24 protein-coding genes are annotated in these 26,602 nt (G+C 43.1%); 22 read left to right on the forward strand and 2 right to left on the reverse strand.

From position 1 onward, the window contains the following. The first annotated feature begins 87 nt into the window (after positions 1-87). From ilvI to lpxC, 19 genes are all read left to right on the forward strand, one after another. Positions 88-1,815: an acetolactate synthase 3 large subunit gene (gene ilvI / locus M1F26_RS05920; protein ID WP_036958468.1), complete on the forward strand. Its 1,728-nt coding sequence runs from the start codon at positions 88-90 to the stop codon at positions 1,813-1,815. A 2-nt stretch (positions 1,816-1,817) separates the two neighbouring features. Then, complete coding sequence (ilvN, locus tag M1F26_RS05925) at positions 1,818-2,309, forward strand: acetolactate synthase small subunit (RefSeq protein WP_004262045.1); 492 nt, start codon at positions 1,818-1,820, stop codon at positions 2,307-2,309. An 84-nt stretch (positions 2,310-2,393) separates the two neighbouring features. Continuing rightward, positions 2,394-3,404 carry a catabolite repressor/activator gene (gene cra / locus M1F26_RS05930; RefSeq protein WP_094961381.1) on the forward strand — a complete coding sequence of 337 codons (1,011 nt, stop codon included), beginning with the start codon at positions 2,394-2,396 and terminating at the stop codon, positions 3,402-3,404. Between the two features lie 697 nt (positions 3,405-4,101). After that, positions 4,102-4,560 carry a division/cell wall cluster transcriptional repressor MraZ gene (gene mraZ / locus M1F26_RS05935; RefSeq protein WP_004262043.1) on the forward strand — a complete coding sequence of 153 codons (459 nt, stop codon included), beginning with the start codon at positions 4,102-4,104 and terminating at the stop codon, positions 4,558-4,560. Between the two features lie 2 nt (positions 4,561-4,562). Then, a complete protein-coding gene (gene rsmH, locus M1F26_RS05940) occupies positions 4,563-5,516 on the forward strand; it encodes a 16S rRNA (cytosine(1402)-N(4))-methyltransferase RsmH (RefSeq protein ID WP_140171043.1) in 954 nt (317 codons plus the stop codon). Next, a complete protein-coding gene (gene ftsL / locus M1F26_RS05945; RefSeq protein ID WP_004262041.1) occupies positions 5,516-5,836 on the forward strand; it encodes a cell division protein FtsL in 321 nt (106 codons plus the stop codon). The genes rsmH and ftsL overlap by 1 nt, the downstream gene beginning before the upstream one ends. 11 nt (positions 5,837-5,847) lie before the next feature. Then, the gene (ftsI, locus tag M1F26_RS05950; RefSeq protein WP_140171041.1) at positions 5,848-7,614 is read left to right on the forward strand and encodes a peptidoglycan glycosyltransferase FtsI; all 1,767 of its coding nucleotides are present in this window, start codon (positions 5,848-5,850) and stop codon (positions 7,612-7,614) included. Then, complete coding sequence (murE, locus tag M1F26_RS05955; RefSeq protein ID WP_140171039.1) at positions 7,601-9,088, forward strand: UDP-N-acetylmuramoyl-L-alanyl-D-glutamate--2,6-diaminopimelate ligase; 1,488 nt, start codon at positions 7,601-7,603, stop codon at positions 9,086-9,088. Before ftsI ends, murE begins: the two co-directional genes overlap by 14 nt. Continuing rightward, positions 9,085-10,449 (forward strand): UDP-N-acetylmuramoyl-tripeptide--D-alanyl-D-alanine ligase, encoded by a 1,365-nt coding sequence (gene murF / locus M1F26_RS05960; protein WP_136134543.1) that lies wholly within the window; start codon positions 9,085-9,087, stop codon positions 10,447-10,449. Before murE ends, murF begins: the two co-directional genes overlap by 4 nt. Beyond that, a complete protein-coding gene (gene mraY / locus M1F26_RS05965) occupies positions 10,443-11,525 on the forward strand; it encodes a phospho-N-acetylmuramoyl-pentapeptide-transferase (protein ID WP_004262035.1) in 1,083 nt (360 codons plus the stop codon). The genes murF and mraY overlap by 7 nt, the downstream gene beginning before the upstream one ends. Position 11,526: 1 nt before the next feature. Next, complete coding sequence (gene murD, locus M1F26_RS05970; RefSeq protein WP_140171037.1) at positions 11,527-12,837, forward strand: UDP-N-acetylmuramoyl-L-alanine--D-glutamate ligase; 1,311 nt, start codon at positions 11,527-11,529, stop codon at positions 12,835-12,837. After that, on the forward strand, positions 12,837-14,030 hold the full coding sequence (ftsW, locus tag M1F26_RS05975) for a cell division protein FtsW (RefSeq protein WP_140171035.1): 1,194 nt from the start codon (positions 12,837-12,839) through the stop codon (positions 14,028-14,030). Before murD ends, ftsW begins: the two co-directional genes overlap by 1 nt. Next, the gene (gene murG, locus M1F26_RS05980) at positions 14,027-15,100 is read left to right on the forward strand and encodes an undecaprenyldiphospho-muramoylpentapeptide beta-N-acetylglucosaminyltransferase (RefSeq protein ID WP_140171033.1); all 1,074 of its coding nucleotides are present in this window, start codon (positions 14,027-14,029) and stop codon (positions 15,098-15,100) included. The genes ftsW and murG overlap by 4 nt, the downstream gene beginning before the upstream one ends. A 46-nt stretch (positions 15,101-15,146) precedes the next feature. Beyond that, complete coding sequence (murC, locus tag M1F26_RS05985) at positions 15,147-16,610, forward strand: UDP-N-acetylmuramate--L-alanine ligase (RefSeq protein WP_140171031.1); 1,464 nt, start codon at positions 15,147-15,149, stop codon at positions 16,608-16,610. Between the two features lie 2 nt (positions 16,611-16,612). Then, the gene (locus tag M1F26_RS05990; protein ID WP_096863184.1) at positions 16,613-17,533 is read left to right on the forward strand and encodes a D-alanine--D-alanine ligase; all 921 of its coding nucleotides are present in this window, start codon (positions 16,613-16,615) and stop codon (positions 17,531-17,533) included. A 1-nt stretch (position 17,534) separates the two neighbouring features. After that, entirely contained in the window at positions 17,535-18,344 is an 810-nt protein-coding gene (ftsQ, locus tag M1F26_RS05995; protein WP_094961367.1) for a cell division protein FtsQ, read from the forward strand. 35 nt (positions 18,345-18,379) lie between these two features. After that, positions 18,380-19,636: a cell division protein FtsA gene (gene ftsA, locus M1F26_RS06000; protein WP_004262024.1), complete on the forward strand. Its 1,257-nt coding sequence runs from the start codon at positions 18,380-18,382 to the stop codon at positions 19,634-19,636. 60 nt (positions 19,637-19,696) lie between these two features. Continuing rightward, positions 19,697-20,854: a cell division protein FtsZ gene (gene ftsZ / locus M1F26_RS06005; protein ID WP_004262022.1), complete on the forward strand. Its 1,158-nt coding sequence runs from the start codon at positions 19,697-19,699 to the stop codon at positions 20,852-20,854. 99 nt (positions 20,855-20,953) lie between these two features. Beyond that, on the forward strand, positions 20,954-21,871 hold the full coding sequence (gene lpxC / locus M1F26_RS06010) for a UDP-3-O-acyl-N-acetylglucosamine deacetylase (RefSeq protein ID WP_004913165.1): 918 nt from the start codon (positions 20,954-20,956) through the stop codon (positions 21,869-21,871). Between the two features lie 38 nt (positions 21,872-21,909). On the opposite strand, the gene M1F26_RS06015 is transcribed toward lpxC, so the two are convergent. Beyond that, positions 21,910-22,431 carry a DUF721 domain-containing protein gene (locus M1F26_RS06015; RefSeq protein WP_140171029.1) on the reverse strand — a complete coding sequence of 174 codons (522 nt, stop codon included), beginning with the start codon at positions 22,429-22,431 and terminating at the stop codon, positions 21,910-21,912. A gap of 75 nt (positions 22,432-22,506) precedes the next feature. Between M1F26_RS06015 and secM the strand changes: the two genes are divergently transcribed. From secM to mutT, 3 genes are all read left to right on the forward strand, one after another. After that, positions 22,507-23,037 (forward strand): secA translation cis-regulator SecM, encoded by a 531-nt coding sequence (gene secM, locus M1F26_RS06020; protein WP_140171027.1) that lies wholly within the window; start codon positions 22,507-22,509, stop codon positions 23,035-23,037. A 96-nt stretch (positions 23,038-23,133) separates the two neighbouring features. Further along, the gene (gene secA, locus M1F26_RS06025) at positions 23,134-25,845 is read left to right on the forward strand and encodes a preprotein translocase subunit SecA (RefSeq protein WP_140171026.1); all 2,712 of its coding nucleotides are present in this window, start codon (positions 23,134-23,136) and stop codon (positions 25,843-25,845) included. A 61-nt stretch (positions 25,846-25,906) separates the two neighbouring features. Continuing rightward, a complete protein-coding gene (gene mutT, locus M1F26_RS06030; RefSeq protein WP_140171024.1) occupies positions 25,907-26,320 on the forward strand; it encodes an 8-oxo-dGTP diphosphatase MutT in 414 nt (137 codons plus the stop codon). A gap of 69 nt (positions 26,321-26,389) precedes the next feature. Here mutT and yacG read toward each other — a convergent pair whose 3' ends face one another. Beyond that, positions 26,390-26,587 (reverse strand): DNA gyrase inhibitor YacG, encoded by a 198-nt coding sequence (gene yacG, locus M1F26_RS06035; RefSeq protein WP_004262008.1) that lies wholly within the window; start codon positions 26,585-26,587, stop codon positions 26,390-26,392. Between the last annotated feature and the right edge of the window lie 15 nt (positions 26,588-26,602).

A 26,602-nucleotide genomic window follows, 5' to 3' on the forward strand; every position in this document is an offset into this window, starting at 1 on the left:
AATAGTACGAATTTCACTATTTAAATGATAAAAATAAAGAGGTAGAGCATACCTCTTCACTTGCAAATAATGTCTGGGGGCAAACTCATGGAGATGTTGTCGGGAGCGGAAATGGTCGTCAAATCGTTGATTGACCAAGGAGTAAAGCACGTGTTTGGTTATCCAGGCGGTGCCGTATTGGATATTTATGATGCACTTCATACTGTTGGCGGGGTAGAACACATATTAGTGCGTCATGAACAGGCTGCGGTGCATATGGCTGATGGTTATGCACGTTCAACAGGAGATGTTGGGGTCGTGTTAGTTACATCGGGGCCAGGGGCAACGAATGCGATTACGGGTATTGCGACAGCTTATATGGATTCAGTACCGATGGTGGTGTTATCGGGGCAGGTTGCCAGTTCGCTAATTGGTAATGATGCGTTTCAGGAATGCGACATGGTTGGGATTTCAAGGCCAATAGTAAAGCACAGTTTTTTAATTAAAAGCGCAGAAGAAATTCCTGAAACCATCAAGAAAGCTTTTTATATTGCGGCAAGTGGGCGTCCTGGGCCTGTAGTCATTGATTTCCCTAAAGACACCGTTAACCCAGCCTTGAAGTTTGCTTATCGTTATCCAGAAAATGTTTCTTTGCGTTCTTATAACCCAACGTTGCAAGGCCACAAAGGTCAAATCAAAAAGGCGTTAACTAAATTGGTTTCGGCAAAAAAACCGGTTTTTTATATTGGCGGGGGAGCGATTAACGCGAATTGCTCTGCTGAACTTATTGAGTTGGCAGAAAAACTACAATTACCAGTAGTATCAACCTTAATGGGGTTAGGAGCTTTCCCAGAAACTCACAAGCAGTCTGTCGGGATGCTTGGAATGCATGGAACCTATGAAGCTAATAAGGTTATGCATAACTCAGATGTGATTTTTGCTGTTGGTGTTCGTTTTGATGATAGAACAACGAACAACTTAGAAAAATACTGCCCAAATGCGACTGTTATCCAAATTGATGTTGATCCAACGTCTATCTCAAAAACGGTTAATGCGGACATCCCAATCGTGGGTGATGCGAAACTTACATTAAAGCAAATGTTAGGTCAGTTAGACCAGGCTTCAGCAAAACAAGATAACCAAGCGCTCACTGCATGGTGGAAAGAAATTGAACAGTGGCGTAGTAAACAATGTTTACGTTATGAAACCAGCCCAACAAAAGTTAAGCCACAACAAGCTATTGAAATGATTTACCGTTTAACGAAAGGTGAAGCGTATGTGACATCTGACGTCGGGCAGCACCAAATGTTTGCCGCATTATATTATCCCTTTGATAAACCTCGTCATTGGATAAATTCTGGAGGTCTTGGCACGATGGGCTTTGGTTTACCTGCTGCATTAGGGGTGAAATTAGCGCATCCAAAATCGACAGTTGTTTGTGTGACCGGAGACGGCAGTATCCAAATGAACATTCAGGAGCTTTCAACAGCCCTGCAATATGGTTTACCGGTTTTAGTACTCAACTTAAACAATGGTTTCTTAGGCATGGTAAAACAGTGGCAAGATATGATTTATCAAGGCCGCCATTCGCAATCCTACATGCAATCATTGCCTGATTTCATCAAGTTAGCGCAAGCTTATGGCCACGTTGGTATTTCGATAACAACACCTGATGAGCTGGAAGAAAAACTAAAACAAGCCCTTGTTGAAGTAAATGAAAATCAGCGATTAGTCTTCGTTGACGTAAATATTGATGAAACTGAGCACGTTTATCCAATGCAGATCCGTGGCGGCGCAATGGATGAAATGTGGTTGAGCAAAACAGAGAGGACCTGATCATGCGTCGTATTTTATCCGTTTTATTAGAAAATGAATCAGGTGCTTTGTCCCGTGTCATAGGTCTGTTCTCTCAGCGTGGTTATAATATTGAAAGTTTGACCGTGGCGCCAACGGACGATCCAACATTGTCACGTATGACTATCCAAACTAAAGGGGATGCAAAAGTTCTTGAGCAAATTGAGAAACAATTGCATAAATTGGTTGATGTGCTGCGTGTCAGTGAGCTGACGGCGTCAGCACATATTGAACGTGAAATCATGTTAGTGAAGCTACAGGCCTCTGGATATGGGCGTGATGAAGTGAAGCGCTGTGCGGATATTTTCCGTGGACAAATTGTTGATGTAACCCCAACGCTTTATACCGTTCAGCTAGCGGGAACAAGCGAAAAACTGGATGCTTTTATCGAATCAGTGCGTGGTGTTGCTGAAATTGTTGAAGTTGTACGCTCAGGGATCGTCGGAGTTTCACGCGGTGATAAAATTATGCGATGAAAAATTTATCTTCCGAAGGTAGAATAATCGCGTTTAAGGCCCCGAATGATTCGAGGCTATTCCCAAAATTGTAAAGAGGTTAACGTGAAACTGGATGAGATAGCCCGTCTAGCGGGTGTTTCCCGCACAACGGCTAGTTATGTGATCAACGGCAAGGCCAAGCAGTATCGAGTCAGCGATAAAACTGTAGAAAAAGTGATGGCAGTCGTCAGAGAGCACAATTACCATCCAAATGCAGTTGCTGCGGGGCTACGAGCAGGGCGTACCCGTTCTATAGGGTTAGTGATCCCAGACTTGGAAAATACCAGCTATACCCGTATAGCAAATTACCTTGAAAGGCAGGCGCGTCAACGTGGTTATCAACTACTAATAGCATGCTCAGAAGACCAACCTGACAATGAAATTCGTTGTGTTGAGCACCTTTTGCAACGACAAGTTGACGCCATTATTGTTTCGACAGCTTTACCGCCGGAACACCCGTTTTATCAGCGTTGGGCGAACCGTTCTTTACCGATTATCGCACTTGATAGAGCCCTTGAAAAAGAGCATTTTATTAGTGTCGTTGGTGATGACCAAGAAGATGCTTTCATGATTTCAGCAGAACTACGCAAGTTTAATGCTGAATCCGTATTGTATTTGGGGGCGTTACCTGAACTGTCTGTCAGCTATTTACGCGAGCAAGGTTTCCGTAAAGCATGGCATGAAGACCCGCGCAAGATTGATTATCTGTATGCAAATAGCTATGAACGCGATTCAGCAGCAGAGGTTTTTGCACATTGGCTTGATAGCGGTAACGAGATGCCTGACGCGTTATTTACAACATCATTTTCCTTACTACAAGGTGTATTAGATGTTGCGTTGAAACGTAGTGGTCGTTTACCTGAACACATGGTCATTGCCACATTTGGTGATAATGAGTTATTAGATTTTCTCGAGTGCCCAGTGCTTTCCCTTGCACAACGCCATAGGGATATCGCTGAACGTATTTTAGAATTAGTACTTGCCAGCCTTGATGAAAAGCAAAAACCAGAACCTGGTATTACTCGTATTCGCCGTGATTTATGCCGTCGTGGAAGTTTAGGTCGTAAGCAGTAGTAAAATAGACTTAACTTTAATCGAACAGTGAATATTTACACGATAATGAGTGATGTTGGTCACAATAATGAGTAATATAACGGCCCCTATCTTGTAGGGGCTTTTTTTTATAAGCTAAAAGTAGGTAAATATTTAACTTTAGGATTTATCTTAAGATATTTATTGCTGATTTTAAAATGAAAGCTAAATCGGATGATTAAATTAATATAAATTTATTGTAGATGTATTACTGATTTGTGCGATAAATATTTAAAATTAAATACTGTTTATTAAAACAGTTATTTATTATGTTGATATTTAATGGTTTTATTTTTCTTTCGGGGTATTTTTACCATTGTTAGATATTAATGATTATTTGGGGACTCAATAAAAGTAAATAACCGGTACAAGATATACTGATTAAAAATGAGACTTAAGTTGAATTTATAATGATTTGTATGATTTTGCAGCAATCTAGAGTGATCTCGCTTATTTAAGTTGCACTTTATAAAATATATTAATTATATCAACTTGTTATTTCACATTTTCTTTCCAAGTCATATTTTACCTACCCTTATTTTTTCTGAATTGTTCTGTAAATAAAGCTAAAGCTGAGTGCGACTGGCTTGACAACGTTTTCATACCATTCGTAAACTTTATATGTGGTGAATTGTGGGGTAAAGTGGGTGGCTTGGAAATAAAAGGGGTTTAATCGGGTATGTTTCGTGGGGCAACACTGGTTAATCTCGACAGCAAAGGGCGTCTAACCGTGCCGACTCGTTATCGAGGAATGCTGAACGAGGAATCGAAAGGGCAAATGGTTTGTACCATTGACCTTCACCAGCCATGTCTGCTGCTTTATACCTTACCTGAGTGGGAGATTATCGAAGAAAAGCTTTCTCGGTTATCGACGATGAACCCTGCTGAACGACGCGTGCAACGGCTGTTATTGGGCCATGCAAGTGAATGCCAAATGGACAACGCGGGGCGTCTTTTGTTAGCCAGTACATTGCGTCAACACGCAGGGCTAACCAAAGAGGTCATGTTGGTTGGCCAGATTAATAAATTTGAACTTTGGGATGAACAAACTTGGTATCAGCAAGTGGAAGATGATATTGCCGCTGAGCGCCTTACCAATGAACCACTTTCAGCCCGCTTACAGGATTTGTCACTTTAATAATGACGCAACAGCAATTTAAACACGTAACAGTATTACTGGATGAAGCCGTTAATGGCTTAAACATTAAACCTAACGGTATCTACATTGATGGCACATTTGGTCGTGGTGGTCATTCAAGGTTGATATTAAGTCAGCTTGGCGAAAATGGTCGTTTAATCGCCATAGACCGTGACCCAGAGGCAATAAAAGCGGCTCAAACTATTGATGACCCTCGTTTTAAGATTAAACATGGCCCATTTTCTGCGATTGCAGAGTATGTGGAAGAAGAAGGGTTAGTCGGGCAAATTGATGGCGTACTGCTGGATTTAGGCGTTTCTTCACCCCAGTTAGATGACCCTGAACGCGGTTTTTCCTTTATGCGTGACGGGCCGTTAGATATGAGGATGGACCCAACCAAAGGGCAATCTGCACAGCAATGGTTGATGGACGCAGAAGCGGATGACATAGCTTGGGTTTTAAAAACTTTTGGTGAAGAGCGTTTTGCGAAACGAATTGCGAGAGCGATTGTTGAGCGTAATCATAACCCGGAAGAAGAACCGTTAACACGCACACGGCATCTTGCTGAATTAATTGCAAAAGTTAGTCCAATGAAAGACCGACATAAGCACCCAGCGACGCGTAGCTTCCAAGCCATTCGAATTTATATTAACAGTGAATTGGAAGAAATAGAAAAAGCGTTAGAAGGCGCAATGAACGTTTTAGCACCACAAGGGCGTTTATCAGTTATCAGTTTCCATTCGTTGGAAGACAGGTTAGTAAAACGGTTTATTCGCAAAAATTGTAAAGGTCCATCGGTGCCAGCAGGTATTCCTCTTACTGAAGCGCAGATTAAAGAGTTAGGTGCAGCGCAGTTACGTGACCTAGGTAAGATGAAACCTTCGGAAAACGAAATTGATGAAAATCCACGCGCACGTAGTTCTGTGTTGCGGTTTGCTGAGAAGGCGGCGGAATAATGGTTCCAGAAAGGCACAGCCTAGCTCGCGTCATTGGGCGTGATTTATTTCGTTATGGCATCGTTCCTTTGATTTTATTAGTGGCAATTATTATCAGTGCTGTTTTTGTGGTAACGACGGCACATGAAACGCGTTTACTAACGGCCGCAAAAGATAAGTTGTATGAAGAAAAAGACTTGTTAGATATTGAATGGCGTAATTTGATCCTTGAAGAAAACGCCCTTGCGAGCCATAGCCGAATAGAACGTTTATCGGTTGAAAAATTACAGATGGTGCAAGTTGAACCATCACAAGAAAAAATTATTGTTTCTAAGCAATAAAAAGGTTCCTAATGAAAGCACCAAAAACAGCGAAAAATAAGAAACAAGAAGAGAGTACCAGCTTTGTCCGCTGGCGCTTTATTTTGCTGTGCGGATGCATTGTCTTAGCGTTAGCAGGGTTGCTAACGCGGGTGGCTTATCTGCAAATTATTGCGCCAGAGAAACTGGTGAAAGAAGGCGATATGCGCTCTTTACGAGTGCAAGAAGTTGCGACATCACGAGGTATGATTAGCGACCGAGAAGGGCGGCAACTTGCCGTGAGTGTGCCAGTCAATGCGATCTGGGCAGACCCCAAAGAGGTATTTGAAAAAGGGGGAATAAGCAATGACGAACACTGGAAAGCACTGGCAGACGCACTTGAAATTCCATTAGAACAAATTACGAGCAAAATATCGGCCAATCCAAGAGGCCGTTTTGTGTATTTAGCGCGCCAAGTTAACCCATCTATTGGTGATTACGTTAAAAAATTAAAAATACCGGGTATTTACTTACGCAAAGAATCTCGTCGTTATTACCCATCAGGCCCAGTTACCGCTCACTTACTGGGGGTAACAAACATTGATGGTGAAGGGATTGAAGGCGTCGAAAAAAGCTTTGACCGTTGGTTAAAAGGTGCGCCGGGTGAACGTACAGTCCGTAAAGACCGTAATGGGCGAGTGATTGAAACCATTTCGTCTATTGACAGCCAAGCTGCACATAATCTGACATTAAGCATTGATGAACGTATTCAATCCATTGTTTACCGTGAATTAACACGTGGCGTGCAGGAAAATAAAGCGGAATCGGGTGTGGCAATTTTAGTTGATGTTCATACCGGTGAAATTTTAGCAATGGCGAATAGCCCATCCTATAACCCAAATAATTTAACGGGTACATCAATGGATGCGATGCGTAACCGCGCCATTACGGATATTTTTGAGCCGGGCTCAACAGTAAAACCTATGGTGGTAATGAGTGCGCTACATAACAAAATTATTAAAGAAAACTCAGTAATTAATACTTATCCGTATCGTATTAGTGGTCATGAGATCAAAGACGTAGCACGATACGCTGAGCTAACTATTACTGGGATTTTACAGAAGTCGAGTAACGTAGGTGTTTCAAAACTTGCGTTAGCGATGCCTGCCACTGAGCTGGTGGATGTGTATAGCCGCTTTGGGTTTGGCAAGCCGACTAATCTGGGGTTAGTCGGGGAAAGTAGTGGCATCTTTCCAAGTAAAAAAACACGGTGGTCTGATTTAGAAAGGGCCACCTTTTCTTTTGGCTACGGGCAAATGGTAACACCGTTACAGTTAGCGCGAGCCTATGCAACGATAGGGAGTTTCGGTATTTACCGGCCTCTATCAATCACTAAAGTTGACCCTCCCGTGCCAGGGACGCGTGTTTTTCCTGAGCCAATTATGCGTACTGTGGTGCATATGATGGAGAGTGTAGCTCTACCCGGCGGCGGGGGAGCTCGAGCAGCCATTAAAGGCTATCGCATTGCCATTAAAACCGGTACAGCAAAAAAAGTGGGCCCTGAAGGGCGCTATGTTAATAAATATTTAGCTTATGCCGCAGGTGTTGCGCCTGCGAGTAATCCACGCTATGCGTTAGTTGTGCTTATCAATGAGCCAAGTGCAGGTAAATACTATGGTGGTGCGGTTTCTGCCCCCGTATTTGGCTCAATCATGGGTGGGGTCTTGCGGTTGATGAACGTTGAACCCGACGCATTGCAACCAGACGAACAAAATGAAATCGTAAATAGTCAAAAAGAGGTTAAAAGTGGCAGATCGTAATCTTTGTGATCTACTCTCACCCTTTGGTGTGAGCACAACTCCAATCTCACTGCGTGAGATGACGCTAGACAGTCGAAAGGCTGCCGCGGGCGATCTGTTTATTGCAATAAAAGGTCATCAATCGGATGGGCGACACTATATTCCTCAAGCGATTGCTCAAGGGGTTTCCGCTGTAATAGCAGAGGCGGAAGGTGAAGCCGTTGAAGGCGAAATTCGTTTCGTTCATGGCGTACCTGTTATTTATTTGAATGACCTGAATAACCGTTTATCTGCACTGGCCGGTGAGTTTTACCACCAACCTTCTGCAAGAATGAAACTCGTTGGTGTGACGGGGACTAACGGTAAAACCACCACCACACAATTAATTGCTCAGTGGGCTCAAGGGCTAGGGGAAACTAGTGCAGTAATGGGAACCGTGGGTAATGGCCTATTAGGCCATGTGTCACCAAGCGAAAATACCACGGGCTCTGCGGTAGATATTCAACTTGAATTGACCCAGTTATTGAACCAAAAAGCAACATTAACAGCGATGGAAGTTTCTTCCCATGGATTAGTACAAGGCCGTGTCGCAGACTTACAGTTCGATGCTGCTGTGTTCACTAATTTAAGCCGTGATCACCTTGATTATCACGGCGATATGGAAAGCTATGAAGCCGCGAAATGGCTATTGTTTTCCACACATAATACAAAATCGCAAATTATCAATGCGGATGATGCGATTGGTTTGAAGTGGCTGCAGCGTTTACCACAAGCGTGCGCGGTGACCATGGAAAACAAAATTCCTCAAGATTGGCAAGGTCCATGGTTAAAAGCAACGGAAGTGGAATACCACGACAAAGGCGCTACTATCCATTTTGATTCCTCATGGGGAAATGGTGACTTTGAAAGCCCATTGATGGGAGCATTTAATGTCAGCAACTTATTAGTGGCAATGGCAACTTTGCTGATGATGGATTATCCGTTAAACAAACTGCTGGCTGCTACATCTTCATTGTCACCAGTTTGCGGCCGTATGGAAGTGTTTAGTGCACCGAATAAACCGACAGTTGTTGTTGATTATGCGCATACTCCTGATGCCTTAGAAAAAGCCTTAGCGGCAGCACGCTTACATTGCAAAGGGCAATTATGGTGTGTATTTGGTTGCGGTGGTGACCGTGACAAAGGTAAGCGCCCTCTGATGGGAGCCGCAGCAGAAGAATATGCAGATAAAATCGTGATCACAGATGACAACCCGCGCAGCGAAGACCCTATCGACATTATTAATGACATCATGGCTGGACTATTAGATTCCAGCCGTGCCTTGGCCATTCCAGGTCGTCCAGAAGCAGTGACAAACACCATTTTGCAGGCATCTCCTGATGATGTGATTGTGATTGCCGGCAAAGGTCATGAAGATTATCAAATTATTGGTCAGCGCAAGCTAGATTACTCCGACCGTTTAACGGTGGCACGTTTGTTGGGGGTAATCGCATGATCTCTTTAACACTCGCTCAGCTGGCACAGATTACCCAAGGGCAGATTGAGTCTGCTCCAGATACCAATGTTTTGATTAGCTCTGTTAGTACCGATAGCCGCAAAATTGCTGAAAATTGCCTATTTATTGCCTTAAAAGGTGAACGCTTTGACGCCCATGATTTCGCACAACAAGTGGTGGTTGCGGGAGCTAAAGCGTTACTTGTTGAGCGCAAGCTGAATGTAGATTGCCCTCAAGTTATCGTGAAAGACTCGCGTATTGCGATGGGCCAATTGGCTGCATGGGTTCGTCAGCAGAGCAGAGCTCGAATCGTTGGCTTGACGGGCTCTTCGGGCAAAACATCTGTTAAAGAAATGACCGCATCCATTTTATCTGAGCGCGGTAAAACCTTATATACCGCCGGTAATTTAAACAACGATATTGGTGTGCCTTTGACACTATTTCGTTTAACAAATGATGATGAATTCGCTGTGATAGAAATGGGTGCTAATCACCCAAATGAAATCGCCTACACAACCAATATTGTTAAACCAGAAGCGGCGTTAGTTAACAATTTATTTGCTGCGCACTTAGCGGGCTTTGGTTCACCGGAAGGGGTTGCGACAGCCAAAGGTGAAATTTACCAAGGTGTTCCAGAAGAAGGAACCGCAATTGTTAACCTTGATAGCTACAGTGAAAAATGGCAGTTTCAGCCACGCCAAACTGTTTGGTATTACTCGCTAACTTCACAAGCAAAAGCGGATTTCTATCCTTCTGATATTCAAGTGAAACAGCTAACAACAGATTTTGTGTTACATACCCCTGTTGGTAGTGTCGATATCACCTTGCCATTACCAGGGCGGCATAACATTGCTAATGTGTTAGCGGCAAGTGCATTGGCGATTTCTGTCGGCGCTAGCCTAGAAGATATCAAAAACGGCATAGCAAAAACGCAAGCGGTACCTGGGCGTTTATACCCTGTGCGCTTGAGTGAACACAAAGTGGTATTAGATGACACTTATAACGCCAATGATGGCTCAATGATCGCAGCAATTCAGGTCCTCGAAAAAATGCCGGGTTACCGCATCTTAGTGGTAGGGGATATGGGGGAACTGGGTGATTATGCCGAAGATTGCCACCAACGTGTAGGTGTTGCCGCTAAGCAGGCGGGTTTAGATAAGGTATTCAGTGTTGGTCAGTTAAGTGAGTTGATCAGCCAATTTAGTGAGTGTGGTGAGCACTTCACAGTGAAAGCAGATTTATTAACCCGACTAATTCCGCTAGCGCAGCAGAAGGACGTTGTTTCTATTTTAGTTAAAGGTTCACGCAGCTCCGCGATGGAAGATGTTGTGAATGCATTGAAGGAGTGCTTCGAATGTTAGTCTGGCTTGCCGAAATGTTAGTCCACAAGTTTTCTGTTCTGAACGTCTTTTCTTATTTGACGTTCAGGGCCATTGTCGGTTTGCTGACGGCACTCGCCATTGCTCTGTGGATGGGGCCTCATTTAATTGCTTACCTGCAGAAAATGCAAATTGGTCAAGTCGTTCGTAACGAAGGCCCTGAGTCTCACTTTAGTAAGCGTGGGACCCCAACTATGGGCGGGTTATTGATCTTATTTTCAATTACCGTTTCAACATTGTTATGGGCTCGATTAGACAACCCTTACGTTTGGTGTGTACTACTCGTGCTAGTTGGGTATGGCATTGTCGGTTTTGTTGACGACTACCGGAAAGTGGTTCGTAAAGACACTCGTGGCTTAATCGCGCGTTGGAAATATTTCTGGCAATCCGTGATTGCGTTAATTGTTGCCTTTTCCATGTACGCGATTGGTAAAGATACCCCAGCAACTCAGTTAGTTGTACCATTTTTTAAAGACGTAATGCCACAACTGGGCATGTTGTATATTTTGCTGACCTATTTTGTGATTGTTGGAACCAGTAACGCAGTAAACCTAACCGATGGCTTGGATGGCTTAGCTATCATGCCAACGGTATTTGTTGCCGCAGGTTTTGCATTAGTGGCATGGGCAACAGGTAACGTCAACTTTGCCAGTTACTTACATATTCCATTTTTACCCCATGCAGGTGAACTGGTGATTGTCTGTACTGCCATTGTGGGGGCAGGGTTAGGCTTCTTATGGTTTAACACATACCCAGCGCAAGTATTTATGGGCGATGTCGGCTCATTGGCGCTTGGCGGTGCACTAGGGACTATTGCGGTATTACTGCGCCAAGAGTTTTTATTAGTGATTATGGGCGGTGTGTTCGTCGTTGAGACGCTGTCAGTTATTTTACAAGTCGGTTCATTTAAATTGCGTGGACAACGTATTTTCCGTATGGCACCAATTCACCACCATTATGAATTGAAGGGTTGGCCAGAACCACGTGTTATCGTGCGTTTCTGGATTATCTCGTTAATGCTAGTCCTGATTGGGCTGGCAACCTTGAAGGTGCGTTAAGATGGTTGATTATCAGGGTAAGAACGTCGTTATTATTGGGCTGGGGATCACCGGCCTATCTTGCGTTCACTTTTTCCTTGAGCGCGGCGTGGTGCCTCGCGTTATGGATACCCGTGCAGTACCGCCTGGTGTAGATAAACTCCCAGAAAATGTAGAGTGCCATAGTGGTAGTTTGAATAATAGCTGGTTACAGGCCGCCGATTTAATTGTTGCTAGTCCAGGAATCGCGTTAGCGACCCCTCAATTACAGCAGGCCGCAGAAAATGGCATCGAAATTGTGGGTGATATCGAATTATTTTGCCGTGAAGCAGATGCACCGATTGTCGCGATTACAGGTTCAAATGGTAAAAGCACTGTCACGTCATTGGTTGGAGAAATGGCTAAAGCAGCGGGTATTTCAGTTGGTGTAGGTGGCAACATTGGTACGCCAGCACTTTCATTACTCAATGCAGGGCATAATCTGTACGTTTTAGAACTTTCCAGCTTCCAATTAGAAACCACCTCAAGCCTAGAAGCGACCGCCGCGACAGTCTTAAATATTAGTGAAGATCATATGGATAGATATCCATTAGGTCTAGAACAGTACCGTGAAGCGAAATTAAAAATTTATCACAATGCTCAAAACTGCATTGTTAACGTACAAGATATACTGACCTTACCCGCTAATCATACTTTGGATGAATGCATTAGCTTTGGCTTAAATAGTGGTGATTATTTCTTTGATACCCAAAAACGGGTGTTAGTGGCCCAAGGAAAAGAGCTATTAGATGTCAATGAAATGCACTTAACCGGCCAACACAATTACCTTAATGCGTTAGCCGCGTTAGCATTGGCGGATGCAGTGGATATTCCTCGTCCAGCTTGCCTTCAAGTATTGAAAGAATATAAGGGGTTAGCACATCGTTTCGAATTAGTGTTATTCAATAACGGTGTTCGCTGGATTAATGACTCTAAAGCCACAAATGTTGGAAGTACAGAAGCGGCGTTAAATGGGTTACATGTGGATGGCAATATCTATTTATTATTAGGTGGGGATGGCAAGTCAGCTGATTTTTCACCATTAAAACAATATATTGCTGCTGATAACTACCGCTTATATTGCTTTGGTCGCGATGGGAAAACATTAGCTTATATGGCACCTGAAAAATCAGTATTGACTGAGACTATGGAACAAAGCTTACGCCAAATTGCGCCACAATTAAAAGCGGGGGACATGGTGCTGTTATCCCCTGCATGTGCCAGTTTGGATCAGTTTAAAAGTTTTGAGCAGCGTGGAACTGTCTTTGCTCAATTAGCCCAGGAGTTAGGTTAATGACGATACCGGGTGCGATGCGTTTAAAAAATTGGGTCATTGGTGAAAAAAATGGCGTGATTTCAGGCTCAACGCTTTACGACCGTACATTAGTGTGGTTGGCATTCGGTTTAGCCGCAGTGGGTTTTATCATGGTCACATCCGCTTCCATGCCAGTTGGCCAACGCTTAACAGAAGACCCGTTCTATTTCGCTAAGCGTGATGTGGTGTATATCGTTATCGCATTTATTTTAGCGTTGGGTGTCATGCGTATCCCGATGGCAGTTTGGGAAAAGTACAATTTCATTTTTTTGATGGTTTCACTTGGCATGCTAGTGGTGGTGCTGGTTGCAGGAAGTTCAGTTAACGGGGCATCACGCTGGATAGACATCGGTTTGGTAAAAATTCAACCAGCAGAAATTTCGAAATTTACGTTGTTTTGCTATGTGTCCAGTTACTTGGTGCGTAAATCCGATGAAGTCAGAACCCGTTTTCTTGGCTTTATTAAACCGATGTGTATTTTGATTGTTATGGCGTCATTGCTTTTATTACAGCCTGACTTAGGGACCGTTATCGTATTAGTGGTTACCACTCTGGGATTGTTATTTTTAGCGGGCGCAAGGTTAGCGCCGTTTATTATTGGTATTGCCGCTTGCGCAGTGGGGGTATTGGCTTTGATTTGGTTCGAGCCGTACCGCTTACGTCGTGTTACATCGTTTTTGAACCCGTGGGATGACCCGTTTGGCAGTGGTTATCAGCTAACCCAATCTTTAATGGCTTTTGGTCGTGGTGAAGTGTTTGGGCAAGGGCTTGGTAATTCAGTACAAAAATTAGAGTATTTGCCAGAAGCACACACAGACTTTATTTTCTCGGTTTTAGCTGAGGAGCTCGGGTACTTTGGCGTTGTATTGGTTCTGCTGATGGTCTTTATGTTGGCATTTAGAGCAATGATGATTGGCCGTCGCGCATTGATGTCAAACCAATTATTCGGTGGTTATTTAGCTTGTTCAATTGGTATTTGGTTTACCTTCCAAGCCTTAGTTAACGTTGGGGCTGCATCCGGTATGTTACCGACAAAAGGGTTAACATTGCCATTAATTAGTTATGGTGGTTCGAGTTTACTGGTAATGGCTGCTGCCATTGCGATATTACTGAGAATTGATTTTGAAACACGCCTTGAAAAAGCGCAGGCGTTTGTAAGGAGCACTAAATGAGTCAGGCAAAGAAATTACTCGTCATGGCAGGTGGAACTGGAGGACATGTTTTTCCAGGTTTAGCCGTGGCACATTATTTGCAGGCTCAAGGGTGGGAAATCCGTTGGTTAGGCACGGCTGACCGAATGGAAGCAACATTAGTGCCTAAACACGGTATCGATATTGAATTTATTCAAATTTCTGGCCTCAGGGGTAAAGGCATTGCCGCCCAACTGGGGGCGCCATGGCGTATTTATAAAGCAATTCGCCAAGCAAAAACAATTATCAAGCGTTATCAGCCAGATGCTGTATTAGGCATGGGAGGCTATGTTTCGGGGCCCGGTGGTATTGCGGCATGGCAATGTGGTGTACCCGTGGTGCTTCATGAACAAAATGGTATTGCAGGGTTAACGAATAAATGGCTATCTCGAATTGCAAAAAGAGTATTACAAGCCTTTCCGGGGGCATTTCCTGACGCACCAGTTGTAGGGAATCCAGTACGGGAAGATGTTTTGGCTCTACCTGCACCACAGGAACGTTTAGCAGGCCGAGAAGGCGCTATACGCGTATTGGTTGTCGGTGGTAGCCAAGGGGCACGGATTTTAAATCAAGTGATGCCTCTGGTTGCTGAAAAAGTAGGCAAACAGTTAAATATCTGGCATCAAGCGGGAAAAGGCAGTAAGGAATCGACAGAAGCATTGTATAATGAGCACATGCAAGTTTCAGTCAATTCTGAGTATAAAGTTACTGAATTTATTGATGATATGGCGCAAGCTTACGCATGGGCAGATATTGTTGTTTGTCGGTCTGGCGCACTAACCGTAAGTGAAATTGCAGCCGCAGGTTTACCGGCTATTTTTGTGCCTTTTCAACATAAAGATCGTCAACAATATTGGAATGCATTACCGCTAGAAAAAGCGGGAGCGGCTAAAATTTTAGAACAATCACAATTTACCGCAGATGCTGTGGCGAGCTTATTAGAACAATGGGATAGAAACGAATTACTCTCAATGGCCGAAAAAGCGCATAGCTGTGCAATTACAGACGCAACTGAGCGAGTTGCTACCGTGATTTGCGAAGTGGCTAAATAATATTAGCCATAATTGATATCGAATTAATTAGAAGCGAAGAAATATAGTGAATACACAACAATTAGCGAAATTAAGAACATCAGTGCCAGAAATGAGAAGAGTTAGGCACATCCATTTTGTCGGCATCGGCGGTGCTGGCATGGGTGGTATCGCTGAAGTGTTGGCAAATGAAGGCTATGAAATTAGTGGTTCAGATTTAGCACCGAATGCAGTGACTCAACAATTAACCGCATTAGGGGCAACGATTTACTTTAATCACCGCCCAGAGAACGTTGAAGACGCGAGTGTTGTTGTCGTATCAACGGCTATCTCGAGTGAGAACCCTGAAATTCAAGCCGCCAAAGAATTGCGTATTCCTGTTATTCGTCGTGCGGAAATGTTGGCTGAATTAATGCGTTACCGTCATGGTATTGCCGTTGCAGGTACCCACGGGAAAACGACCACTACAGCAATGATTTCTGGGATTTATGCACAAGCAGGTCTTGACCCCACATTTGTGAATGGGGGGTTAGTTAAATCAGCAGGAACACACGCACGTTTAGGTAGTAGCCGTTACTTGATTGCAGAAGCCGATGAAAGCGATGCATCGTTTTTACATTTGCAACCGTTAGTTGCGGTCGTGACAAATATCGAAGCTGACCATATGGATACTTACCAAGGCGACTTCGATAATTTAACGAATACATTTATTAATTTCTTGCATAATCTGCCGTTCTACGGGCGTGCAGTAATGTGTATTGATGATCCTGTCATTCGTTCGTTGCTACCTAAAATTGGTCGCTACATTACTACTTATGGTTTTAGTGAAGATGCTGATGTGCGTATTACGCAATATGAGCAAAAAGGAAATCAAGGCTTTTTCACCATTGCTCGTGAAAATATGCCAGAGCTGACTGTGGTTCTAAATGCACCGGGACGTCACAATGCGCTCAATGCGACAGCCGCAGTAGCTGTTGCCACAGAAGAAGGTATTGACGATTTACATATTTTATCTGCACTAGTTGAGTTTCAAGGTACGGGGCGCCGCTTTGATTTCTTAGGGAATTTCCCTCTGCGTAATGTGAATGGCAAAGAGGGTGAAGTGATGCTAGTCGATGACTATGGCCACCACCCAACAGAAGTGGATGCAACGATTAAAGCTGCGAGAGCGGGTTGGCCAGATAAACGCATTGTTATGGTATTCCAACCGCATCGTTATACCCGTACTCGTGACTTATACGATGATTTTGTGAATGTTTTGGGGCAGGTTGATGTGCTGCTAATGTTAGACGTATATTCAGCGGGCGAAAAGCATGTGCCGGGTGCGGATAGCCGCTCATTGTGCCGCTCAATTCGTGGTCGTGGTCAGATTGATCCTATTTATGTTGCAGATATTGAACAAATTCCACATATTTTAGCTCAAACTCTTGATGAAAATGATTTAATTTTAGTTCAAGGCGCAGGAAATATTGGTAAAATAGCCAAAAGCCTAGCAGAAGCAAAATTACAGCCACCGATGATTGAGGAATAAAAATGACAGAGAAAGTTGCGGTTCTATTAGGAGGCTCATCTGCTGAACGTGAAGTTTCACTTCAGTCAGGAAATGCTGTGCTGGCAGGGCTACGCCAAGCAGGTATTGATGCACATCCTATCGACCCTCAAGATTTCCCTGTAGAAACATTGAAAGATGCAGGTTTCAATAAAGTTTTTATTGCGTTACATGGCCGCGGTGGTGAAGACGGTACATTACAGGGGCTGTTAGAAACACTAAATCTGCCTTATACCGGCAGTGGTGTTATGGCTTCAGCACTTAGCATGGATAAGTTGAGAACAAAACAATTATGGCAAGGTGCAGGGTTAAGTGTATCGCCGTATGTTTACTTAACAAAGCAGCAGTATAAGCAGGCTTCTTATGAGCAAATTGTCGCTAAAGTGCAATTTCTCGGATTACCTCTTATCGTGAAGCCAAGCCTTGAAGGCTCCAGTGTTGGTATGAGTAAAGTTGATAACTTAGAGGCATTGCCTGCTGCACTGGATCTTGCGTTTCAATTTGATGAAACGTTGTTAATTGAAAAATGGCTGAGTGGTCCTGAGTTCACGGTCGCGGTGTTAGGAGGCAACACTCTACCGTCAATTCGTATTCAACCACCAGGTATTTTTTATGACTACGAAGCGAAATATTTATCTGATGAAACTCAATATTTTTGCCCGAGTGGTTTAGATGAACAGCTTGAGTCAGAACTCGCAGACTTAGCGCTGAAAGCTTACCAAGTTGTTGGTTGTGAAGGCTGGGGGCGAGTTGATGTAATGCAAGGCAGCGATGGCCAATTTTATCTGTTGGAAGTTAATACATCGCCAGGTATGACAAGCCATAGCCTAGTACCGATGGCTGCTCGTCAGGCAGGTATGAGTTTTTCACAGTTAGTTGTGCAAATTTTGAGATTGGCTCGTTGATATGTCACAAGCAGCACTAAATGTTAGGCATCATAATCAAAAGAACGATGAGGATCCTCGTTCAGGAGGACCTAGTAATGGTGCATTTTTAGGTGGGTTATTTTTCTTCCTATTTGTGGTTGGCACTATCATCTGGAGTGGTTGGATGGTAATGACTTGGATGAAAGATGCGGATCGGCTGCCGATGTCCAAGTTAGTGTTAACGGGTGAGCGCCATTACACCAAAAATGATGATGTTAGAAAGGCTATTTTAGCGCTAGGGCAGCCGGGGACGTTTATGACCGTCGATGTCAACGCTATCCAGAAGCAAATAAGCATGATGCCATGGGTACGCCAAGTGACTGTGCGTAAACAATGGCCAGATGAATTGAAAATTCATATTGTTGAATACCGCCCATTCGCTAGGTGGAACGACCAAAACATGGTGGATGAACAAGGTCGGGTATTTAACTTACCGGTTAGTGAAAATGGTAAAGGCGATTATGTGTTGCTTTATGGGCCACAAGGTAGCCAAAAAGAGGTTCTTAAAGAGTTCGCAGTCTTTAAGAACACATTAGCTGCACATAATCTAAAGCTAAAATCGCTATCGATGACAGCCAGAAATGCATGGCAAATTATTTTAGACAACGATGTTAGAATCGAATTGGGTAAGAAAGATGTGTCAGAGCGGTTAAATAGGTTCCTTGAACTGTATCCGCTTTTGCAGCAAACAACGGATAAACGCGTTGACTATGTTGACTTACGTTATTCCAGTGGTGCTGCGGTGGGCTGGGCGCCACTGTTGGTTGATGCTCCACCGGAGCTACAATAAAGACGATGACTAATAACAAAAATTAGGCAGAAAAAATGATTAAAGCAACGGACAGAAAATTAGTGGTAGGCCTTGAAATTGGAACTTCCAAGGTATCAGCCCTTGTTGGCGAAATTCTGCCCGATGGTATGGTTAATATTATTGGGGTGGGAAGTTGTCCATCTCGTGGAATGGACAAAGGTGGCGTAAACGACCTTGAATCAGTGGTAAAATGTGTACAAAGAGCCATTGACCAGGCAGAACTCATGGCCGACTGCCAAATTTCATCAGTTTACCTTGCACTATCGGGTAAGCACGTCAGTTGCCAAAATGAGATTGGTATGGTGCCAGTTTCAGAAGAAGAAGTGACGCAAGAAGATGTTGACAGTGTTGTGCATACAGCAAAATCGGTACGTGTTCGCGATGAGCACAGAATTTTGCACGTGATACCGCAAGAATTTGCAATAGATTACCAAGAAGGGATTAAAAACCCGGTTGGTTTATCCGGTGTACGTATGCAAGCCAAAGTCCATTTGATCACCTGCCATAACGATATGGCAAAAAATATTGTTAAAGCCGTTGAACGTTGTGGGTTAAAAGTTGACCAGCTTATTTTTGCCGGTCTCGCTGCAAGTTATAGCGTTTTAACGGAAGATGAGCGTGAATTAGGTGTATGTGTCGTTGATATCGGTGGCGGCACTATGGATATGGCGGTTTACACTGGCGGAGCTTTGCGCCATACAAAAGTCATCCCGTATGCAGGCAATGTGGTGACAAGCGACATCGCTTATGCGTTTGGAACACCACCCAGTGATGCAGAAGCCATCAAAGTGCGTCATGGGTGTGCAGTCGGTTCTATCGTGAGTAAAGACGAGACCGTGGAAGTACCAAGTGTTGGTGGGCGACCACCAAGAAGCTTACAGCGTCAAACCTTAGCAGAAGTGATAGAGCCAAGGTATACTGAGCTGTTAAACTTAGTAAATGAAGAAATTTTAAATTTACAGGAACAGTTACGCCAACAAGGTGTCAAACACCATTTGGCAGCTGGTATCGTGTTGACTGGTGGGGCCGCACAAATTGATGGTCTAGTCGAATGTGCGCAAAAAGTGTTCCATACGCAAGTGCGAATTGGTACACCGCTCAACATCACAGGGTTAACGGATTATGCGCAGGAGCCATATTATTCAACAGCAGTAGGGCTTCTGCATTACGGTAAAGAAAGCCATTTAGGCGATGATACCGAAGTAGAAAAACGTGCATCAGTTAGTGGATGGTTTAGTAAAATCACCAGTTGGCTGAGAAAAGAATTTTAATTTTGATAAAGAAGCATATTATTAGCTTCAAAAGTAGTAAGCACAAAACGGAGAGACATTATGTTTGAACCAATGGAGCTAACCAACGATGCGGTGATTAAAGTCATCGGCGTTGGCGGCGGCGGCGGTAACGCCGTTGAACACATGGTGCGTGAACGTATTGAAGGCGTTGAATTCTTCGCTGTCAATACAGATGCACAAGCGCTGCGTAAAACCGCAGTTGGACAAACTATCCAGATCGGTACCGGTATTACCAAAGGTCTGGGTGCAGGTGCAAACCCTGAAGTTGGCCGTAATGCCGCTGAAGAAGACCGTGAGGCGCTGCGTAATGCTTTAGATGGCGCGGATATGGTCTTTATCGCAGCAGGTATGGGTGGCGGTACAGGGACTGGTGCAGCTCCGGTCGTTGCCGAGGTTGCCAAAGAATTGGGTATTCTGACAGTTGCTGTCGTGACTAAACCTTTTAATTTCGAAGGTAAAAAGCGCATGGCATTTGCAGAGGCAGGTATCACTGAGTTGTCAAAACATGTTGACTCACTGATCACTATCCCAAATGATAAATTATTGAAAGTACTTGGTCGTGGTATCTCATTACTGGATGCTTTTGGTGCGGCAAATGACGTACTAAAAGGTGCAGTACAAGGTATCGCTGAACTGATTACACGCCCAGGTTTAATGAACGTAGACTTTGCTGACGTACGTACTGTGATGTCAGAAATGGGCTACGCAATGATGGGGTCAGGTGTTGCTCGTGGTGAAGATAGAGCAGAAGAAGCGGCAGAAATGGCTATTTCTAGTCCACTTCTTGAAGATATCGACCTGTCTGGTGCACGTGGTGTGTTGGTTAACATTACAGCTGGTTTCGACCTGCGCTTGGATGAGTTTGAAACGGTGGGTAACACTATCCGTGCCTTCGCATCTGATAATGCAACTGTGGTAATCGGTACATCTCTTGACCCAGAAATGCACGAAGAACTGCGTGTCACTGTTGTTGCTACAGGTATTGGTATGGACAAACGTCCAGAAATTACTCTAGTTAGCAACAAGATGTCTCAGCAGGCGTCAATGGAACAGCGCTATCAGCAAATGCAAAATAGCATGTCTTCATTAACAGAAGAGAAGCCAGCGGCTAAAGCGGTCAATGACCAAAATACGCAAACAAATAAAGAACCAGATTATCTTGATATTCCTGCGTTCTTGCGTAAGCAGGCCGATTAATTTTATTTATATTGGTTTCTCCGCTTTTTGTGCTAAAATTTCCTACTGATTATCTTGTATGATGATCAGTAGGACTTATAACATTGCGAGAAAAATACGATGATCAAACAACGGACACTAAAACGTATTATTACAGCGACTGGTGTTGGTTTACATACCGGCAAGAAAGTTACGCTTACATTACGTCCAGCGCCGGCCAATACCGGGGTCATCTACCGTCGTACTGACCTTAATCCACCGGTTGATTTTCCGGCAGATGCGAAATCAGTTCGTGACACCATGTTATGTACTTGCTTAGTTAACGAAGATAACGTGCGTATTTCGACTGTTGAGCATTTGAATGCTGCCTTAGCAGGGTTAGGTATCGATAACATTGTTATTGAAGTCAATGCGCCTGAAATTCCTATTATGGATGGCAGTGCCGCACCATTTGTATTCTTACTGCTTGATGGCGGTATTGAAGAATTAAATTGTGCTAAGAAATTTTTACGTATAAAAGAAACAGTACGTGTTGAAGATGGTGATAAATGGGCTGAAATGCGACCTTATAATGGGTTTAGCCTTGATTTCACAATTGATTTTCAGCACCCAGCGATTGATAGTAGCACACAACGCTACTCACTTGATTTCTCAGCGGAATCATTTGTAAATCAAATTAGCCGTGCGCGTACTTTTGGCTTTATGCGTGATATTGAATATCTGCAATCAAAAGGCTTGTGCTTAGGCGGTAGTTTTGACTGCGCCATCGTTGTTGATGACTATAAAGTTCTTAACGAAGATGGTTTACGTTTTGAAGATGAATTCGTTCGTCACAAAATGTTGGATGCAATTGGTGATTTATTCATGTGTGGACATAACATTATTGGCGCTTTCACCGCGTTTAAATCAGGCCACGCACTGAATAACAAGCTGTTACAAGCAGTTTTAGCGAAAGAATCAGCTTGGGATCTCGTCACATTTGAAGACGAAGCTCAATTGCCTGTCGCATTCAAAGCACCTTCAGCGGTGTTTGCATAAGACGTGATTATGCAGCTATCTTCGAAAGCTAATCGAAGTTAGCCCTTTCTGTTGGTTGCACTAGTACTCTCTCCGGCTAGTGCAGCCAGCCGCTCAAATCTTTCTTTTAATCCCTTCGGGCTATTCTCTGCTAATTTCAAAAGTGCTTGTGCGGTTTGTGTGCTTATCTGGCGTTCGTTCATTTTTTGACTTATTGAGACTGTTTGCTTAGTTACTGAGCTATTTTGCCTCGATTTTCGCATAAGATCGGGATTGATTCTGATGTCGATAGAAGATAAAGATGGTAGAATGGACGTTCTTAATGCAGAAAGAAGATTGAGTTTTTCGTAATTAAGTCGGGTCATCCAACTGGCGTTTGCCACTTCAATGACCATAACATTATTACGATAGTTTGCAACACGGCACATGAGTTTGATTTCAGCCGGCAGTAACCCTTTTACAGCACGATTCAGTTTGATAATCGCTTTTGCATTACGTTGAATAGTTTGTAAAGTGTTCGATGATGTTGCCAATGATCCTTCAAGAACATCAAAAAGTGCTTGTGGATGACTATCTCTCATTTTTAGCTCCGGCTGAGAATGAAACAACGAATTACAAATAATAATTTTGTCACTTATTCATTATATAAGAGTTTGATGGGCATTTTAAATTTTTGGCGACAACTCGGAAGAAAATACTTTTGGTCCCACCTGCTATTAGGTGTGGTTGCCACGGGTGTCGGCTTGCCTACAATTTTAAATGCGTTATCAGAATCTCAACACACACAGGTTAACTCTTCCCCAGTTAATCGCCAAAGCCAAGCTGTGAATGCTTTTGACAATTTATTTGCTCAACAGAATTCCCAACGCTCTTCGTCATCATCGTCATCTTATTCAGTAAATTACTGGCAGCAACATGCGGTAAGAAACGTTATTCGGCAGCTAACTTTTGCTTTTTCGGCGACAGAAGACGATGATGTAAACGCTGCAACAGAAGAGACTGAACAGCTTATTGCCCCACAGCTGATGTTAGACACGCTGTATGCCATGTTAGCACAGCGTTCACTTCAGTGGGATGAAAGTGTTATTCAATTTAGTCATTATAACTATCCCCATATTATTGCCTATCAACCTGCAATTTGGATTGCTCAAGTACACGGCATTCGTGCCGGCCCGTTAACAGTTTAATCTTCATTCATGGTAAAACAGCTCATCGCTGTGCTGTTTTACGCCATAAAATTTATAAAAATTTAAAGTAATTAATTGATTATTAGAGATTAAAATATGTTAACAAAGATTTTGACCAAGGTTTTTGGTAGCCGTAATGACCGTACGTTGCGCCGTTTACGTAAAGAAGTTGAAAAAATTAACCGTCTTGAACCCGATTTCGAAAAGTTATCTGATGATGAGTTAAAAGCAAAAACGGTGGAATTTCGTGAGCGTTTAACGAAAGGTGAAAGTTTAGAAAGTATCATTCCTGAGGCATTTGCAACTGTTCGTGAAGCAAGTAAACGTGTATTTGGTATGCGCCACTTTGATGTACAGCTTATCGGTGGAATGGTACTAAACGAACGCTGTATCGCAGAGATGCGTACAGGGGAAGGTAAAACTTTAACAGCAACATTACCTGCTTATATCAACGCATTAAGTGGTAAAGGGGTTCACGTAGTTACGGTGAATGATTACTTAGCCAAACGTGATGCTGAAAATAACCGTCCATTATTTGAATTCTTAGGCTTAACTGTGGGTATCAACCTGCCAGGTATGGCCCCGCCTGCAAAACGTGAAGCATATGCGGCAGATATTACTTACGGTACTAATAATGAATTTGGTTTCGACTACCTACGTGACAACATGGCGTTTAGCCCTGAAGAGCGTGTTCAGCGTAAATTGCATTATGCTTTGGTGGATGAGGTTGACTCCATTCTTATCGATGAAGCGCGTACACCACTGATTATTTCAGGTCCTGCAGAAGACAGTTCTGAACTGTACCAAAAAGTTGATAAACTTATTCCATATCTTCAACGTCAAGAGAAAGAAGATTCAGATACTTTCCAAGGGGAAGGCCATTTTTCTGTCGATGAAAAATCGCGTCAAGTGACTATAACTGAACGTGGACTGATGTTAATCGAAGAGCTTCTAGCAAAAGAAGGTTTAATGGATGAAGGAGAGTCTTTATATTCACCTTCTAACATCATGTTAATGCACCATGTGATGGCGGGCTTACGTGCTCATGCGCTATTTACCTTAGACGTTGATTATATTGTAAAAGACGGTCAAATTGTTATTGTTGATGAACACACTGGCCGTACAATGGAAGGGCGTCGTTGGTCTGACGGCTTACACCAAGCAGTAGAAGCGAAAGAAGGCGTTGAAATTCAAAACGAAAACCAAACCTTGGCTTCAATTACTTTCCAGAACTATTTCCGTTTATATGAAAAACTTGCAGGTATGACGGGGACTGCGGATACCGAAGCTTTTGAATTTAGCTCAATTTATAAACTCGATACAATTGTTATCCCAACTAACCGCCCAATGGTGCGTAAAGATTTACCTGACCTCGTTTATATGAACGAAGCTGATAAGTTTGCAGCAATTATTGAAGATATTCGTGAAAGAACTGCCAATGGGCAACCCGTTCTTGTTGGTACAATTTCAATCGAAAAATCCGAATTGATTTCGAATGCGTTGAAAAAAGCTAAAATTGCTCATAATGTTTTGAATGCAAAATTCCATGCAATGGAAGCTGACATCATTGCGAATGCGGGTCAAGCTGGAGCTGTAACGATCGCAACTAATATGGCCGGTCGTGGTACTGACATCATGCTAGGTGGTAGCTGGCAAACTGAGGTTGCTGCATTAGAAGAGCCAACTCAAGAGCAAATTGATGAAATCAAAGCAAACTGGAAAGTTCGTCATGACGCTGTTTTAGCAGCAGGTGGTTTACATATTATTGGTACAGAACGTCATGAGTCACGTCGTATCGATAACCAGTTACGTGGTCGTGCCGGTCGTCAAGGGGATGCGGGTTCATCTCGTTTTTACTTATCAATGGAAGATGCGCTGATGCGTATTTTTGCTTCAGACCGCGTTACTGGCATGATGAAAAAGTTAGGTATGAAGCCGGGTGAAGCGATTGAACACCCATGGGTGACCAAGGCTATTGCTAATGCGCAACGTAAAGTTGAAAGCCGTAACTTTGATATCCGTAAACAATTACTTGAGTATGATGATGTTGCTAGTGACCAACGTCGTGCGATTTATACTCAGCGTAATGAACTACTGGATGGCGGTGATATTAAAGAAACGGTTGATAGCATTCGTGAAGATGTATTAACCACAACGATGGATGCCTATATTCCACCTCAATCACTTGAAGAAATGTGGGATATCGAAGGGCTACATCAGCGTTTAGTCAATGATTTTGACCTCGATTTACCAATCAAAGAGTGGTTAGATAAAGAGCCAGAGTTACACGAAGAAACATTACGTGAACGTATTATGGCAAAAGCGATTGAAGTTTATGATCATAAAGAAGAAATTGTTGGCGCGGAAGCGATGCGTAATTTCGAAAAAGGTGTCATGTTGCAAACATTAGACACGTTATGGAAAGAGCACTTAGCGTCAATGGATTACTTACGTCAAGGTATTCATTTGCGTGGTTATGCGCAAAAAGATCCTAAGCAAGAATACAAACGTGAATCTTTCAGTATGTTTGCTAACATGCTTGAAGCATTGAAATATGAAGTGATTAGTACTTTATCTAAGGTACAAGTTCGTTTACCTGAAGAGGTTGAAGCATTAGAACAACAGCGTCGTGAAGAAGCTGAGCGTTTAGCGAAGAGGCAACAATTAAGCCATGAAGCGGGCGCTGAATCTTTAATGACTGAAACCGAAGCTAAAATTGCAACCCAAGGTCACAAAATTGGCCGTAATGACCCTTGTCCTTGTGGTTCGGGTAAAAAATACAAGCAATGCCATGGCCGTTTAAATTAATTTACTATTAACTCATTAATATAAAAAAGGCGGGGTAACCCGCCTTTTTGACGAAAAAATTATGGAAAAAAAACATTTGCATATCGCGGCTGGGATTATTCGTAACCCCGAGCAAAAAATTTTTATTACTAAACGACCAGAAGGCACGCATATGGCTGGTTTTTGGGAATTTCCCGGTGGGAAACTTGAAGTTAATGAATCACCTGAAGCCGCTTTAATTCGCGAACTTGAAGAAGAAGTTGGAATTGTAGTGACTAAGAACGAGTTATTTCATCGGGTTGACCATGAGTTTGATGACCGTTTCATTACACTCTATTTTTTTATGGTATCTTCATGGGAAAATGAACCGTATGGTAGAGAAGGGCAGGATTCGTGTTGGGTTTCTCAGCATGAGCTTAAAGCTGAAGAATTTCCCCCAGCAAACCGTATCATTGTTGATTTATTAACACAGAGAAGTGAACAACATAATAGCTGATAATGATATTAAGTGGAAAATACACAATAATATATTTTCCACTTAATTTACGATGTCACGACTTATACATTATTTATCTGGTTGTTCACTCCAGTCATCGCTGTCAGAAATATCCCCTTGACTCGCAATTCGTTTTTCTTCACTAGCCCATTCACCAAGGTCAATAAGTTGACAACGCTTACTACAAAATGGCCGGAACGGGCTATTTTCATTCCAAACAACTATTTTTTTACATGTAGGGCAATTAACTTCAATGATTTCACTCATAAAAATATTTCTCTA

It is taken from the genome of Providencia sp. PROV048 (assembly GCF_033688165.1).
GTDB lineage: Bacteria > Pseudomonadota > Gammaproteobacteria > Enterobacterales > Enterobacteriaceae > Providencia > Providencia hangzhouensis.